The sequence below is a fragment of the Vibrio methylphosphonaticus genome, from assembly GCF_023634655.1.
In the GTDB taxonomy this organism is placed as follows: domain Bacteria; phylum Pseudomonadota; class Gammaproteobacteria; order Enterobacterales; family Vibrionaceae; genus Vibrio; species Vibrio methylphosphonaticus.
This window is the reverse complement of record NZ_JAMKMS010000004.1, coordinates 16,095-31,609: the sequence shown is the minus strand read 5'-3', so window position 1 is coordinate 31,609 and position 15,515 is coordinate 16,095. Positions and strand designations below refer to the sequence as shown.

Here is a 15,515-nt window from a genome sequence, read left to right as displayed (position 1 = left end):
TACGATTACTACAATCCACGGAGAAACCCGATGAAAAAAACAATTCTAATTACAGGCTCAACTGATGGCATTGGTTTAGAAACAGCTAAGCTCCTCGTTGCCGACGGGCACCATGTGCTTATTCATGGGAGAAACCCGAGTAAACTGGAAGGGGTAAAAGCCACCCTACAACAGATGAATAGTGACGCCGTGATAGAAGGGTATGTGGCTGATCTTTCAGATCTTCAAGATGTAGAGCAGTTCGCAAAGTCGGTAGCGGAAAAACACAGCAAGCTCGATGTGCTCATTAATAACGCCGGTGTCTACAATGTCCCTACGATCACGACAAAAGATAACCTTGATGTTCGCTTCGTTGTTAACACGATTGCCCCTTACTTACTGACGAAAAAATTACTGCCATTATTTGATACAACGGGGCGGATCGTTAACCTCTCTTCTGCCGCTCAGTCAACAGTCAGTCTAAGTGATCTCATCAGCGCCAACGCCGGCCCTTCTGATGGACAAGTTTATGCACAAACGAAGTTAGCAATTACTATGTGGTCAACACACCTTGCAGAGCAACTAAAAGGTAAAGGCCCACTGGTTGTTGCTGTCAACCCGGCATCATTTTTGGGCAGTAAGCTTGTTAAAGAAGCTTATGGTGTCGCTGGTAATGATTTGAGTATTGGTGCCGATATTCTGCATAGGGCCGCTCTATCTGATGAGTTTTCCAATGCTTCAGGCAAATACTTTGATAATGATGCAGGTCGTTTCTCTTCTCCGCATTCGGATGCCCTAAACGCAGAAAAAAACGCCAAAGTCGTCGCTGCAATTGAGTCATTAATCGCTTAAATCACATAAATCACATATCGATGTTTTCAAATACGCTGATCGTAGATAACGGTCAGCGTTTTTTTTGGCCTCTCTTTTCATTATTAAATTTTCATTAATACTGATTCTATTCTTCTCTTTCTTATCACGTCCAAGCCTCAGCGTTACACTTCTCGGCAACTACACAGCACTTACCCCACAACATAAGACTAACCAACAACATAAAACTTAACCAACAAACCGTTAGCTGAGGAGCTTACTATGCATTACGAAGGTAAAATCTATCGCCCTTGGATGGAAGCGGATAGTATTCTTATTCAAACAACACTGGGTTGCAGTAATAACCAGTGTACCTTCTGCACTATGTTTGATGATAAGCGCTTTAAAGTGCGCGATATTGAGGACATTTTTAAAGATATCGCTGAGGCCCGTGCCATTTACCCTAACGTTGAATCTATCTTTTTAATTGACGGCAACGTGATGGCGATGCGCACAGAAAAATTGATTGCGATTCTTGATCGAATTAAGGTGACGTTCCCTGAACTCAAACACCTGGCGTTATATTCTGGCTTCAACGATTTTCGTCGTAAAAGTGTCTCTGAATTGAAAGAGATTCGTTCTGCGGGCCTAACAACAGCGTATTCAGGTCTAGAATCTGGCGATCCCATTGTATTAGAGCGCATTAAAAAGGAAATGACCCGAGAGCATGCCATCAAAGGAATGGAAATGGCTCGTGAAGCGGATATAAAAGTATTGGCGTCATTTATCTTTGGTTTAGGTGGTCGTGAACGCTCAAAGGAGCACGCTGAGAATACCACCAGCCTTTTGAATATCATGCGTCCTGATGCCATCGCACCCATGGCATTAGCCATTCAACCGGGTAGTCAGCTTGAACGCGAGGTTGCCAGTGGACAATTTATATTGCCAACACCTCTGCAAATATTGGAAGAAGAAAAGTATTTGCTCGAGAACATGGATGATTTTCCATGTTTCTATTGGGGCGATCACGGTAACAACATTGCCACCATGCGTGGTGCTTGGCCCGAAGCGCGTCAGCCGTTTTTAGACAACATTAATAAGCACATCAACCATAACCCGATGACAAAGAAAAATGTCATTGAAACTTATGCTTGGTAATAAACAGGAGCCTGTGCTTGGGAATAAACTGGAAGCTGTGCTTAGTAAATTGGAACTTATGCTCGGTAAGTGGAAAGATTCAGAGTAGGTAAATTGCACAAATTCAAACGAACGTGATGCTTTTAGTGTGTACCAATTTGGTCTTTTACCGAAGAAGATGCCTACGGCTCCGATGACGAGTATATGTCACTTAAGAAAGTACAAAAGGATTGGCGCGTTGCCAATCCCTTGTTGTTTGAGATTGAACAATCTGTCGCGACACTTCATCACGTTGGCCCATCGACTTCGACCAAACTGATCACCAAACAGCACTTCCTTTGAAGTCAAAACAATTGAGTTCTAACTTAACCCTGTATTTCTGTTTTCCAGCATAACGAACAACTATTGCTCAAGTCGTCCATTAAAACATCCCCCTCGACATAGTTACTTACAAAACAGAGATTAATTTCCATCTCGATAAATGCACCACATAAAAAACCACTATATAACATAAAGTTAAGTAATGTAGGTGTAGTTTAAAATTAGAAAGCCAAGGCTTTCCAAGCCACATAACTACGCGCTTCCCTGGCGAAATCTCTGCATGTTTTTTCAGAAAGAGCCCTGTCTACATATGCCCTTAACATAACCCTATCACCGAAAATTACTTAGAGGGCGAAACAAAGATCACTTCATTTCAGTCTCTTTTGTGCCTACTTTGTGTTAGATTATGCCACTTGGGATTAGGCATGACGCAGCTAATTAGCTAATAACATCATGAGTTACTCCATTATTAATATGGCATTAACACTCTAATCAAGAATTAATCAAACATGGAGTTGGTCGTTGTATTCGTGCATTCGAATATACAAACCTCATAATTATGAGTTTTAAATCTAAAAAATACAGTATCGATTCGACAGATTATCAAGTTGGTCAGGACAACGTCACCAAATGGGGTATGGATGTCCATAACACAGTGTTTACCGCATCGGCAGGGTTATCTATCCTCTTTGTCGTCGCACTACTAATACTCTCACCAGAAAACGCCAAAGCCGCTATCGATTCAGTAAAAGCTGCAGCACTTTCTAAATTTGACTTCGTCTTCATGTGGGGCGCAAACATACTGCTGCTATTTGCCGTTGGTATCGCTTTTTCACCATTAGGTAAAATTCGCTTAGGTGGCGACGAAGCGACCACCGACTATTCCACCTTATCTTGGATTTCAATGCTGTTCGCAGCTGGTATGGGTATTGGGCTTATCTTTTGGGGCGTTGCCGAGCCGACAGCATTTTTCACCAATTGGTTTGGTACGCCATTAAATGTCGAGGCCTATACCTCTGAAGGTCGCGAGCTGGCACTGGGCGCCGCAGTTTTTCACTGGGGATTCCACGCTTGGGCCATCTACGGCATGACGGCACTCTCTTTAGCCTATTTTGTTTACAACAAAGGGTTACCCCTTTCTATGCGCTCCGTTTTTTACCCGTTATTGGGCGAAAGAGTTTGGGGCAAAGTTGGTGATGTCATAGATGTGATGGCCGTACTGGTTATTCTCTTCGGACTGGCGACATCTTTAGGCTTAGGTGGCTCTCAAGCCGCGAGTGGAATTAGCCACGTATTTGGATTTGAAAACAGTCTTTTCCTCCAATTGCTTGTCATCTTAGTCATCATGGGACTGGCAATTATCTCTGTGATACGAGGCATGGACGGTGGCGTGAAGGTGTTGAGTAACCTCAACATGATTATCGCTTTTGTTTTTCTTGGCTTCCTTGCCGTACTCAATTTCAGCACGGTATTCGACTCTTTGACAACTGCAGTCGTCGGTTATGTGAAAAACATTATTCCGCTGAGCCAAAGCGCTGGTCGAGAAGATACCACTTGGCTGCATGGCTGGACGGTGTTCTATTGGGCTTGGTGGGTTGCGTATGCCCCATTCTTTGGCATGTTCGTTGCTCGCATTTCTAAAGGCCGTACCATCCGTGAGTTTTTGGTCTGCGTCATGGTCGTACCAACTTTGGTCACCACCGCATGGATGTCTTTCTTTGGTGGCATCGCCATCCAACAAATCATCGACAAAGTCGGCCGACTTGGCGTTGAGCAAGGCATCAGTGATGTTTCACTCAGCTTGTTCTACATGTTAGACGCGTATCCAATTGGCAATATACTTTCAATCATTGCGGTAGCACTGATCGTGGTATTCTTTGTGACCACCCTCGATTCTGGTTCTATCGTTGTCGATAGCATGACCGCAGGTGGCAAACTGGAACTCCCTATTAAACAGAAAGTCGTTTGGGCGTTTATCTCTGCTGTCATTGCAATGGTGATGCTCTGGATTGGTGGAACGGACTCTATTCAGGCTCTACAGTCCATTACCATTATTGCTGCGCTGCCCTTTACGCTTATTCTATTACTCGGCTCCATAAGCTTGGTAAAAGCCTTGTTGACCGAAATCGATCGACCTAAGGTAACGGAAAACAAGTCTGCGTAAGGTTTCTGCGTTGGATTAGTTCATAAATTTAAGGCTTATCGGTATGTCTCTCGATAAGCCTTTTTAACATCATGAAGCGAAGAAGTGCGCGCCAAATACACTTGTGTAATCTTGTAAATCCAATTTATAAAGACCAGAGACATCTTCGGCAGTCACACCAGCACACATCAGCACACATCAGTCTCGCGCAAACTTCATACCTTCCGACTTTAACACCTGAGCCATCTTTTTTGAGCGATGAATAATCTGCTCTCGAAGCCATTGATGAGCGGGATCGTTAGTTTGCTTCTTCAACCAGACCAGATAATGGGACAACGGTTGATACTCAAATGGTGGTGTGAATATTTGTAAACTTAACTTATTCTGGAACTGCACTGCCATTGATAAAGGCACCACGGTGATGTAATCCGATTGGCTACACAACAAAATATTACTGAACAACGAACGCCCATGAAATACAATTTTACGCTTGGATAGATCTATAGATGTGTAATGGTTTAGTGTCCGAACTTTACGTCGCGTCCTGTCTAGTACTGCATGCTGCTCATTTAGATACTGCGCCTCGCTGATCTCACCAGCGATTCGGGGATGATCTGTCCGGCACACTATCACAAACTCTTCTTCATACAATTTTTGACTAACGATACTTTGGTGCTCAGGAATGACTATCTCAATCATCGCATCGAATTCTTGAGTTAAAAGATCTTCGTAGATGCGATTATCACTGTCTGGTTGATCAAACACTTCTAACGATAAGTTTTTATTGGGAAGCGCTGAAAAACTATCCAGTAATACCCACTGGAGATGTTCAGGAGAAGAGAGAGCAAACTTACGCTCAGACGTCTGTTCATCAAAGCTTGCCATCGATTGAAAGACGCCATTAAGTTCATTGATCGGTGCTTTAATTTGTTCATACAAACTTTGGGCATAAGAGGTGGGCACAACTCCTCGCCCTTTCCTCACAAAAAGCTCTTGGCCAATCTCTTTTTTTAAACGTGTTAATGCGGTACTGATGGTCGATTGATTGGTACTGAGTTGATCCGCAGCTTTGCTCAAACTGCCCTGCTCCATTACCGCAGAAAATACGGCAAGTAAGTTGAAATTAGGGATGTCATTACTCATATATCAGTACTCATTAGGCGACCATGAGCCCTATGCTATCGTAAAACCGATAGAATGAAATAAGAATCCCTCGTTTAAAGTCGCAGATTGAGACACTAACATCCCGCGTAATTAGTATTTCAGTAGGCTTACCCATGAAAAAACATTACCTTGCTATGACTATTGCGATGATGGCTAGCAACGCACTACATTCAAATTCAGTAATGGCAGCGGCCCACCTCCTTCCGGAGCTCGGCTCTCTTAATGCAAGTACCGCTGGCGCAGGTTCTGCCGCGTTAGCCGAAAGTGCATTAACCGCATGGACGAACCCTGCTGCCATGTCTCAGCTCGAAAAGACGGAGCTCACCGTTAACCTCGCAGGGCTCTACACTGACATCCGTTATTCAGACGCCACCCCAAATGAGCGTTTTGATAATAATATTGATGCGGGAGGCTGGGCTCCAATAGCAAGCTTCTACTTTGTCACCCCTATCAACGACAAGTTCCACGCAGGCTTCGCTTTCGCTTCTCAGGGTGGTTCTGGGATCGATTATGGTGATAACTTTTCTGGGCAGCGTTTATTTAAGAATGTCGAATTCATGACCGTTCAATTAATGCCTTCCGTGTCTTATAAAGTGAACGAGCAATTTTCATTGGGCGCTTCGGTCAATGCTGAATATCTCACTGCTAATGGCGAGTTGAATCCTATTGTCGAGTCTAATCACTTATTCAAAGCACAAGCAGACGATCTCACTGTTGGCTACACTCTCAGTGCCTTTTACCAACCCAGCGAGAAGCACCGTTTTGGTTTCATTTACCGGTCCGAACTTGCTCACTACGGTGAGGGCGATCTTCAAAATACGGCCAGCGCGACTAAGCATGACGTGGGGCTCGATTTTATCATGCCTCAGAACATACAGATAAGTGGCGTACACTCCGTCAATGACCAATGGGATATGCTGTGGAGCACGACTTGGTACCAACTATCAACATGGACAGACCTTACACTGGACGTCAATGATAGCTCAATACAAGTGGTCGATCGTAGCTTTGACGATGTCTGGAACCTAGCTATTGGTACGCATTATCAGATCACCCCGACCTTGCGACTAGAGACCGGCATCAGCTATGAAACCTCTCCTCAAAATGACGCGACTCATCAATATCTGGATCTTCCTGTGGGTGAAACCAAACGTATTGGTGCTGGTGCCACCTATGCACTAAATGAGAGCTGGGAACTTCGCGCATACTACGATTACATCGATCTAGGTAAACCAGAACTGAATTACGCTCTTAGCCCCGAAATCGGCGTTCAAGGCTCTTATGACAACAGCGCGCACTTCTTTGGTATTCAGGCCAACTACCGCTTCTTATAAAGAAACAACCCCGCTCAACCAATGTATCTAATCGTTAAAAGCCATGGTCTCTACATGGCTTCACTGATGCACAACTCTAGGCCTAGCTATTCGCTCGGTCTTTTTTTGAGCATCCTCCTACTTTATGGTGCGGTAAACCTCATGGCGTGCCAGTCTAAGGTACCGATCTACTCATGTTGAACATCACTTCTTATTCCCTTCCTATACGTCTTTATTAGAAAATAAATTTAAAACCATCAATTCTACTCAAATATTTATTGTGGCTTTTATTCGCCATTTCATTGATCCAAGCCAATTTGTTTTACGCTTTTTAAAAGCTGAATTTGAACACTCGCAAATAATTAAACCTGCAATTTATATTTATAAGCATCTATCGAAATTACGATATGAAGAAATCAATAATCTGGGTAGATGCAACGTAAAACTCTTCTTATTATCCTGCCAACAAATCAAGTATTAACCCAAGCATAAAAATAATCGCTTTGGGTACGTTCATGGAAGACCTTCTCGATAACCGAGGCATAACAAGTCAGTCAGTAATGGTTAAAGCGCGCCACGAATAGTCATTAGGATGTCGTATAGCCACTTCATTTACGCCTGCCGAAAAATAACAAAGATTGATTTGTAGAGGAGCACCTTCGCTTCTTGATACCGAGAATAGGCAGTCTGAACTCAGTAAGTGACTTTAAATATCATCGATTACTTTTGTTTATTATGAGCGCCAATCTACGCACATAATAGGCACCTACTTTTAAAGATGTCTTTAAACGTTACTTATAGGCCGCCAATTCTCTTCTCTTATTGATGTAGGTTGAGATATGAATTTTATAAAAATCGTTTTCCAGAAAGTCTGGGCCGTGGCAATGGTCTTGATTAAATTCTGCCTGTTTATGGCTATCATGTTCGCTGGCGCATGGGCGCTGGCACCATTGGGTACCATCCACTCTCAAGACATCGACATGTCTCAATTCAACAATCATCCCAATGAGATGATGATGAACTTTTTCCAATCCGTATACTTCTCCGGCTACTTATTCTCAGTGACGATTGCTGTGGTATTAGCGGGGGTTTACGGCATGTGGCAATTGCATGAACTGGGTGTACATAAAGCAAAAGAACATAAAAGCGCCCACGTACAAATTGTGTTTGCGCTGTCACTTTGCGGACTCTTCATCAGCAAGACCTTCTGGGTCATTGCCTTGGTTATCGCGATGGCTAACTGGAAACATATCGGTCAATCACTGAGTGATGTTATTCGCCGTGGTGTACAACCACAACAAGACACCACCACTGCCGATACTCATTCTAATAATACCAACACCAACACCAACACCAACACCAAAGTTGACGTAAATAACGCGTCGCGCGAAACATCGACAACTGAATCGACTGAAAAAAACCAACCGACAATGAAACCAACTCCAATAGAAATAGAGGCTGCATAATGAAAGAGATGATGATTCCATACATCCTAATTGTATGGTCACTGTTTGCGACAGGTGCTCTTAAAAAGAACATCAAAAACTACACATGGGCAACCATCGGTGGTGTCACTATTCTCGCGCTTTTAGCGGTGGTTTCTCGCTTATGGGCCCCTGTTGACTTAACGAACTCTACAACAGTCAAAGCGCCACATGCCATTATGTCACCAGTACTTGGTCAACAGATTGACGAAATCTCTGTTAACCATAACCAACAAGTAAAAAAGAACGATGTGCTTTATACACTGGTCGACATTAACTCGGCGGCAGACAAAGCCAAAATCGAATCTGCGATCGTTCAAAAACAAGAACAAATCAAACAGATGATGCGGGATATTAAGCGCGCTGAAACATCACCAGAAATATTTAATGCTCGCGATGTCGAAAAATACGACTCTGATTTACGAGTGATGAACGCCGAACTCAATTCACTTATTGCTGACCTTCAAAAAGTAAGCTGGGCACAAGAGAAAAAAACCATCCGTGCTGAATTTGACGGGCAGGTTGCAATTGTCAACATTGCTGAAGGATCGGTAATGGGCAACATGCACCTATACAACACCAATAAAAAGTTTTTAGAAATGCGTGTATCGGATCAAACTTACGGTTATGTTCAAAAAGGCGACTTTGCCGAGTTCTATGTTGACGCCTACCCTGGCCACATTTTCAGAGCCAAGGTACACAGCTTCACAACAGGTACTGGCGAAGCCGCAATTTCACCATTCCAAGGCCCTCAAAGTGTGGGTCAACATGTGGTAAGAAACAGCAATGGATTAGGTCGTACCATCGTACTTGAAATTATCGAACCAGAAGGTTTCAACATCCCAATTGGTTCAGCTGGCGCCGCTTGGATTTCTGCTGAAAAACCGCATCCGTTTTGGGGCTTCATTGATGTCATCGGCGCAGCAACGGTTAGGCTTCAGTCTTACAAGTCATATTTTGGTGCTTGGTAAGCACTTTAAATACTGTGATTTAGGCGCTGGACTTTCAGTGCTGTCGCTTAGACGTGAGTAAAAGGATAGATCGCGTTATTGGCCAGATCTAAATCCAAGAATACGTTGTGATGTCAATCATTCATATCAAAAAAAATGCTCCGAATGTCGGGGCATTTTTTGTCTCAGCCGCACGCTCATCTCGCGACTTGATTTAGATCAAAATAAATCGCAAACACAATAACTACTACGATAAATCATCGTAAAAGCGATGAGTTGAAATCTTATTGGCGCATAGATAGTCACCTTTATCCTCTCTATTATTTGACGCAAGAAATCCAATTCCTGTATCCAAATATAAGGTCACCATCATGACTAATACATTCAAAAGAATGACGCTCCCTATTGCTATCGCCAGCGCTCTGCTTACCTCTGGGTTTGTATCTGCAACGCCGATGGTTGAAGCTACATCAAAAGTAGGTCAAGAGCTTCAAACAGCAAACGCCGCACAATACCAAAACATTGACCTTGATGCTCGCTACAAAAGCGAGGTGCTATTCGAACATAAATCGAATATGTTTTGGGGTAAAGGCGAGCGTATCCAAGTGGTGTCTAAGACAGGCGACTCGTTGGCTTACACTGAAGAATCTGACCACGTTCATCCAATCCTAACTAAGCATGGCCGTAAAATGGACCAAGCGATCATCAAAGTAGACGACAACGTTTACCTTGGGTACGGTTTTGGTCTAGATACACCCGTCATGATTGAAGGTACTGACGGTATCATCATTGTTGATCCAGGTGAGTCGGTAGAAATGGCTCAATCGGTTAAAGAGCAGTTCCGCCAAATCACAGACAAGCCAGTTAAAGCAATCATCTATTCTCACAACCACATCGACCACATATCTGGTGTGCGTGCATGGGTAACAGATGAAGAAGTGGCATCAGGTGAAGTAAAAATTATCGCTGAAGAAGGCCTAACCGCTGCAGTCGCCAACTGGTCTTCAAACCTAGGTACTCTATTTGGTCACCGTACTTCTTACACCGGCGCTAAGCACGTAGAAGAAGGCGAGCACGGCACAGTAAACGACGGCCTCGGTCCACGCTTCATGCAAGGGGCTATCTCGTTCATCGAACCAAACCTGCTGGTACCAAGCCAAAGCTACATCGAAATCGAAATTGCTGGCGTGAAAATGCACATTGAGAACGTGCCATCTGAAACTAAAGATGAGTTAGTGGTTTACTTCCCAGATCAGAAAATCCTGCACGCGGCTGAAGTACTTCAAGGTGAGAATTTCCCTAACCTTCACACCATCCGTGGTACTAAATTCCGTGACCCATCAATGTGGTTCAAGGGCATCGATGTCATGCGTAAGTTCGACACTGAAATCATGATTAACTCTCACGGTCGTCCTGTTGAAGGTAAAGAAGCGGTCGCTGACGTACTCACAGCTTACCGTGATGCGATTCAATACACGCATGACCAAACTATCCGTTACATGAACAAAGGTATGACGCCAGACGAGCTCGTTGAAGTAGTTAAACTTCCTAAGCACCTTGCAGAACACCCTTGGTTAGGTGAGCACTACGGCACTGTTGCACACGCCGTGCGTCAGATTTACGTAGGTTACAACGGTTTCTTCGAAGCGGACCCATGGCAGCTAGAGCCAATGGCTTACGAGCAACGTGCTAAAGCATTCGTAGAGATCATGGGCGGTCGTGACAACATCCTTACGACTGCACAAGCCGCAATTAAAGCTGAGAACTACACATTTGCAGCAGAAATTATTTCTTACCCAATCACGGTAAACAAGCAAGATATGGAAGCTCGTGAGATGAAAGCACAAGCTTACAAAGCATGGGCTGCAGACCAAGTGAACATCAACTGGCGTAACTGGGCGCTTAACGCGGCGGCTGAACTAGAGAACAAGCGTGACTTCTCTAACATGATCAGCTTCGCTTCTGTTGACGTTCTAACTGCACTGCCAAGCAAGCAGATTTTCGACATGATGACTTCAACGCTAATCGCAGAAAACACGTTAGACGTAAACATGATGCTAACGTACAACTTCTCCGATACGAACGAAGCATTCACTATCGAAATCCGTAACGGTATTGCTCAGTTACACGAAGAAGCCGTGAAAGGTGCAGCCGTTCAAATCGACACGACTCGTGCAGTATTGAACCAAATCTTGATTGCAGGTCCAAACGCTCAACAAGTGATTGGCACCAATCTACAATCTGGTGCATTCAAGTTCTCGAATGGCGACATCAAAGGTTTCGGTCAGTTCATGAGCTACTTCGATAAGCCAATGACTCCAGAAGAGATCATGCTCATCGTTCGCTAGTAACCCGCTTAATACCAGCCGAACCACCATTTAGGCAACGGCTTCTTCACGGATGAAAACACATATAGGGACCAGTTTTGGTCCCTTTTTATGGTTAGACATGACTTAACCGTCGTTAATTTGCAATCACTGCTGTCAATCAAGGTAGTCATTATGTTCAAACGATTTGCACTCATCCTCTCCCTTACCTCTTCACTCACATTTGCTTGTGGTCTTCACCAAGATACGGGATTCAATTTAGTGACTGAGCCTGGGTCATTAGAGGTATTTGGTAATATTATTAGTGCAAGACAGCATGACCAACTCGGTAACCTCAATAAACCGGACCACTTTCGACTATTTACCGCCAAAGCGGCTCTAAAAAAACCACACAACGAAACAATGGATTTTGTTCTTTTTGAGGCAATCAAAGGACACTATAGTGATTTTCGTTTTACCGCGGGAAAAGGCGTAGTTGTCACAGGTCGCAACAATCTACCGACCGAACAAGATGTATTGTTGATCACTGAATTGGATGTTTTTGACGCCCTAGCGACAGGAAAAATTTCTTGGGATGAAGCGTTCAGGCAAGGGTTAGTAACAATAAATGGCCCGCGAGAAAAACGCCAACAACTTCAATCTTGGCTCAGCCATACATTCGCTTAATTAAAAGAACGTGAGGCGGAACGTCACTTCCACCTATTCAGCCAGCATACCCGACGACAGCATCATCTATATTGGTGTTGGAATTGCGGATAGCCACAAAGCCTAGCCTCGATGAGCGGTCACACAGCAAGGTGTGACCCGTCCATTCATTGACTTGTGAAGCAACAATCACTTTACAGAACGTTCAATGCAAAGAGCAATCATTGCAAAGAACGATCACTGCATTGAATGAAGCCCGACCATATTCCCTTCGCTATCGCTGAAAACGCTGATAAAACCATGTTCACCAATTGCCATTTTAGGTACTTGAACCACACCACCACTGCTCGGGACCCGTGATTCTTCTTCGGCGCAATCTTCACATGAAAAATACACAAGCGTACTATTGCCTCCCGCTTTCACCTGACTCATATGCGCAAGCGCCCCACTGGCTCCGTAACGGTCCATTTGGTGAGGAAAGCACCACATTTCAATCTCTATTTTGGCGGGGCTTTCAAGCTTCTCTAGTTTTATATCGAAAACTGACTCATAAAATTTTCTGGCTCTAGCCATATCATCGACATAAATTTCAAACCAACCAACTGGGTTCAATTGCATAATTTCGTCCTTAGTTGAAAAAGCAAACCGAGACTATTAGCTTAGCTTAGGATTTGAAATTTCGTGCGGATGCGCATTCTCGTCATCCCATCACAATCCGATCACCCACCGCTGTGAAAACGAGTAACGTCCAAAGTACATGGTTCGCTTAACGTAGACATGAACGAGGGCGGGTACGCGAACAGCCCACTAACGCCTGTTGTTCGCATACCCGCCCTCGTTTGGATAAAAATGAGGCTGTCACCTCACCTATTAAGACAAGTTTTTAGTAAAGAACTCAAGTGTACGTGCCCACGCTAGCTCTGCTTCTTCTTCAGCATATCGGCCAGTTGAGTCATTATGGAAGCCATGGTTCACCCCCTCATAAATATAAGCCGTGTACTCTGCCCCAACTTCTTTAAGCTCCGTCTCATAGTCTGGCCAAGTCGCATTAACACGTTTATCGATACCAGCAAATTGGATTAGCAATGGCCCCTTAACATTTTTTCTTAAATCTGGCGCGGCAGGAGTGCCATAGAACGGAACCCCCGCATCAAGCTGCTCTGGCATGACCGCAGCTAACATATTCACGATATAGCCACCAAAGCAGAAGCCGACTGCGCCTAATTTCCCGTTGCTTTTTTCATGAGATTTCAAAAAGTTCGCTGCGGCGATGAAGTCTTCTTCAATGAGATCTCTTGATAAAGATTTCTGCATCGCTCGACCTTCATCATCATTACCCGGATACCCGCCAAGCGAATAAAGCGCGTCAGGTGCAAACGCAATAAAACCTGCGGCTGCGAGTCGTCTTGCTACATCCTTTATATAAGGGTTTAATCCTCTGTTTTCATGAACAACGAGTACAACAGGCGCATTCCCCTCCAGTTCTTTTGGAACCACTAAGTAACCTCGCCCTTCTCCGTGTCCTTTAGGTGACGGGAAGGTTTCATAGGTAGCTTTGATAGAAGGATCATTGAATGAGACTTGCTCTGCCTGTGCATAATTAGGGATCAGTGCAGACGTTAATGTGGTCACGGTTAAACCAAGGACGGCCAACCCTGAAAGACGAGCCATAAATTCTCTGCGATCAATCAAACCATGAGCATATTCGTCATACCAATCGAATGCTTCTTGAGGGATAGACCTAGCGGATGTTGATTGAGATTCGGTATTTGGATTCATAACCTTTCCTTGTTGTGAATTGTTGGACCATTCAACTATAGCGGAAACTAGAGCAATATTGAACGATCGCTCAATATTGTTTGGGTAAATTTGTTAGCGCGTATTAATGGTTCGCTCACATACCACTTAGGTTACCCGTTCGGCATTACCACTAGGACAAAGAGACCTTTTAAACGCCACAATCATTTGCTGTCGCGATACTGAATAGTTACGACGCTGCTACATTAATTTACTAGACGGGTAGTGCTAGGCGACTTAAGCTCAGAGAAAAAAGGACACGACTATGTTTGACCAAGATAAACACGACCTTACATCACTTGAGCAGCAGCTTAACGCTTTTACGCCAAATCAATCCTTTCCCCATGACCCATTTGTAAAAGTGGCGGTAGAACAAGCGCTAATAGCGGCCAAAGAAGGGAATATTGGAGTGGGTGGTTGTATCGTCAAAGATGGAAAGATTGTGTTCTCTGAGCGGAATCGCCAATTTGTCCCCACCTTCAAATCTGACCGACATGCAGAAATGGAGTTACTAAACCAGCTCGAAGAAAAGTTAGCGGATGTGACACAACCCGACATGTCTGGGTACCAACTTTTCTCCTCATGGCAACCGTGCCCGATGTGCACACTGCGCCTCGTGACGTCTGGTGTCAATCAAGTGTACTACCCAGAACTGGAGTCAGACAGTGCAGACCAAGCCGAACAAACATCGTTAGAAGTTCTACCCCCGGTTTGGCAACACTTAGCTAATGAACGACAACATTTTGGCAAAGCGACATGCAGCCAAGAGTTAATTGACCTAGCGGCGCAAATATTCTTTTCTACTGCTGGTGATGCCCTAGAAACTATCTCTAAACGTCGATAGATAGCCAATTAAGGTCACTCCCAAGTACCTTAATTGGTCTCGGAAGTAACTTAATTTGTCTCGGAAGTAACTTTCACGATAACTTTCTAAAGAATGACTCTTGAGTCGTTTTTCGCAATACAAAAGTTAAGCGCCTCGTTATAAGAGGTTTCTACGACGCGCTTCTTTCTTATAGCTAGATTCTCGATAAAACCAAAGCCCTGCATTGGTCGCCGTGATTAAAGCCGTGAACAAGGCGTAATTCGAAAGCTGGCTCTGAAGAAATGCCCAAATACCCTGTTGACTGATGACCGAATATTGAAAAATACTGCTAAAGATCAGATAGAAGCAAACCGCCACCAGTGTGCTCTTATAGAGCCAAGTAACAAAACCCAGCTCTCGCTTTTTTTGCCAAATTTCAAACATTTTGTCGTTCATATCTACCCCTATTTAAATTAAGATTTTTACTAATTTTGACGATATTGACTCGTATCGTGCTATGCCCTTCAGTTAGCGGGTCACGAATCAATTTGAAGCGTTTGTTTTTCTACTGGCCGATGACTTTACCGGTTCAGACACAGAAGGCACATTGCTTCGCGTATCTTCTCACGGTAAACCATAA

The 15,515-nt window shown here is 44.0% G+C and carries 14 protein-coding genes; 10 read left to right on the top strand and 4 right to left on the bottom strand.

Annotated elements, in window-relative coordinates; translation table 11 throughout:
• Positions 1–30 precede the first annotated feature (30 nt).
• The 4 genes from M9196_RS05715 to M9196_RS05700 all read left to right on the top strand — a co-directional run bounded on the left by M9196_RS05715 (position 31) and on the right by M9196_RS05700 (position 4,411).
• Positions 31–831, top strand: a complete 801-nt coding sequence (locus M9196_RS05715) for an SDR family NAD(P)-dependent oxidoreductase (RefSeq protein WP_250616571.1) — start codon at positions 31–33, stop codon at positions 829–831.
• Between the two features lie 240 nt (positions 832–1,071).
• Positions 1,072–1,947 carry a radical SAM protein gene (locus M9196_RS05710; protein ID WP_250616570.1) on the top strand — a complete coding sequence of 292 codons (876 nt, stop codon included), beginning with the start codon at positions 1,072–1,074 and terminating at the stop codon, positions 1,945–1,947.
• A gap of 183 nt (positions 1,948–2,130) precedes the next feature.
• A complete protein-coding gene (locus tag M9196_RS05705; protein ID WP_250616569.1) occupies positions 2,131–2,268 on the top strand; it encodes a hypothetical protein in 138 nt (45 codons plus the stop codon).
• Between the two features lie 538 nt (positions 2,269–2,806).
• Positions 2,807–4,411, top strand: a complete 1,605-nt coding sequence (locus M9196_RS05700) for a BCCT family transporter (protein WP_250616568.1) — start codon at positions 2,807–2,809, stop codon at positions 4,409–4,411.
• Between the two features lie 177 nt (positions 4,412–4,588).
• Here M9196_RS05700 and M9196_RS05695 read toward each other — a convergent pair whose 3' ends face one another.
• Positions 4,589–5,533, bottom strand: coding sequence for a LysR family transcriptional regulator (locus M9196_RS05695; RefSeq protein WP_250616567.1), 945 nt, complete (start codon positions 5,531–5,533; stop codon positions 4,589–4,591).
• A 134-nt stretch (positions 5,534–5,667) separates the two neighbouring features.
• Here M9196_RS05695 and M9196_RS05690 point away from each other — a divergent pair, with 134 nt between their 5' ends.
• From M9196_RS05690 to M9196_RS05670, 5 genes are all read left to right on the top strand, one after another.
• Entirely contained in the window at positions 5,668–6,888 is a 1,221-nt protein-coding gene (locus M9196_RS05690; RefSeq protein WP_250616566.1) for an OmpP1/FadL family transporter, read from the top strand.
• A gap of 818 nt (positions 6,889–7,706) precedes the next feature.
• Positions 7,707–8,333, top strand: coding sequence for a magnesium transporter (locus M9196_RS05685; protein WP_250616565.1), 627 nt, complete (start codon positions 7,707–7,709; stop codon positions 8,331–8,333).
• Positions 8,333–9,322, top strand: a complete 990-nt coding sequence (locus M9196_RS05680) for an efflux RND transporter periplasmic adaptor subunit (protein ID WP_250616564.1) — start codon at positions 8,333–8,335, stop codon at positions 9,320–9,322. The genes M9196_RS05685 and M9196_RS05680 overlap by 1 nt, the downstream gene beginning before the upstream one ends.
• Before the next feature lie 350 nt (positions 9,323–9,672).
• Positions 9,673–11,649, top strand: a complete 1,977-nt coding sequence (locus tag M9196_RS05675) for an alkyl sulfatase dimerization domain-containing protein (protein ID WP_250616563.1) — start codon at positions 9,673–9,675, stop codon at positions 11,647–11,649.
• Positions 11,650–11,802: 153 nt separating this feature from the next.
• On the top strand, positions 11,803–12,294 hold the full coding sequence (locus M9196_RS05670) for an SCP2 sterol-binding domain-containing protein (RefSeq protein ID WP_250616562.1): 492 nt from the start codon (positions 11,803–11,805) through the stop codon (positions 12,292–12,294).
• A 216-nt stretch (positions 12,295–12,510) separates the two neighbouring features.
• On the opposite strand, the gene M9196_RS05665 is transcribed toward M9196_RS05670, so the two are convergent.
• Together M9196_RS05665 and M9196_RS05660 are read right to left on the bottom strand one after the other, a co-directional pair.
• Positions 12,511–12,891: a VOC family protein gene (locus M9196_RS05665; RefSeq protein ID WP_250616561.1), complete on the bottom strand. Its 381-nt coding sequence runs from the start codon at positions 12,889–12,891 to the stop codon at positions 12,511–12,513.
• 252 nt (positions 12,892–13,143) lie between these two features.
• Positions 13,144–14,052, bottom strand: a complete 909-nt coding sequence (locus tag M9196_RS05660) for a dienelactone hydrolase family protein (protein ID WP_250616560.1) — start codon at positions 14,050–14,052, stop codon at positions 13,144–13,146.
• 283 nt (positions 14,053–14,335) lie between these two features.
• On the opposite strand from M9196_RS05660, the gene M9196_RS05655 reads away from it, so the two are divergent.
• A complete protein-coding gene (locus M9196_RS05655) occupies positions 14,336–14,914 on the top strand; it encodes a nucleoside deaminase (protein WP_250616559.1) in 579 nt (192 codons plus the stop codon).
• A gap of 138 nt (positions 14,915–15,052) precedes the next feature.
• Here the strand turns inward: M9196_RS05655 and M9196_RS05650 are convergent, their stop codons facing one another.
• Entirely contained in the window at positions 15,053–15,331 is a 279-nt protein-coding gene (locus M9196_RS05650) for a hypothetical protein (protein ID WP_250616558.1), read from the bottom strand.
• Positions 15,332–15,515: the final 184 nt, after the last annotated feature.

Coding starts and splice junctions, on each gene's coding strand:
- M9196_RS05665 (WP_250616561.1), bottom strand. CDS start 12,891: ATGCAATTGAACCCAGTTGGTTGGTTTGAAATTTATGTCGATGATATG.
- M9196_RS05685 (WP_250616565.1), top strand. CDS start 7,707: ATGAATTTTATAAAAATCGTTTTCCAGAAAGTCTGGGCCGTGGCAATG.
- M9196_RS05715 (WP_250616571.1), top strand. CDS start 31: ATGAAAAAAACAATTCTAATTACAGGCTCAACTGATGGCATTGGTTTA.
- M9196_RS05695 (WP_250616567.1), bottom strand. CDS start 5,533: ATGAGTAATGACATCCCTAATTTCAACTTACTTGCCGTATTTTCTGCG.
- M9196_RS05700 (WP_250616568.1), top strand. CDS start 2,807: ATGAGTTTTAAATCTAAAAAATACAGTATCGATTCGACAGATTATCAA.
- M9196_RS05690 (WP_250616566.1), top strand. CDS start 5,668: ATGAAAAAACATTACCTTGCTATGACTATTGCGATGATGGCTAGCAAC.
- M9196_RS05660 (WP_250616560.1), bottom strand. CDS start 14,052: ATGAATCCAAATACCGAATCTCAATCAACATCCGCTAGGTCTATCCCT.
- M9196_RS05680 (WP_250616564.1), top strand. CDS start 8,333: ATGAAAGAGATGATGATTCCATACATCCTAATTGTATGGTCACTGTTT.
- M9196_RS05655 (WP_250616559.1), top strand. CDS start 14,336: ATGTTTGACCAAGATAAACACGACCTTACATCACTTGAGCAGCAGCTT.
- M9196_RS05650 (WP_250616558.1), bottom strand. CDS start 15,331: ATGAACGACAAAATGTTTGAAATTTGGCAAAAAAAGCGAGAGCTGGGT.
- M9196_RS05675 (WP_250616563.1), top strand. CDS start 9,673: ATGACTAATACATTCAAAAGAATGACGCTCCCTATTGCTATCGCCAGC.
- M9196_RS05710 (WP_250616570.1), top strand. CDS start 1,072: ATGCATTACGAAGGTAAAATCTATCGCCCTTGGATGGAAGCGGATAGT.
- M9196_RS05670 (WP_250616562.1), top strand. CDS start 11,803: ATGTTCAAACGATTTGCACTCATCCTCTCCCTTACCTCTTCACTCACA.
- M9196_RS05705 (WP_250616569.1), top strand. CDS start 2,131: ATGTCACTTAAGAAAGTACAAAAGGATTGGCGCGTTGCCAATCCCTTG.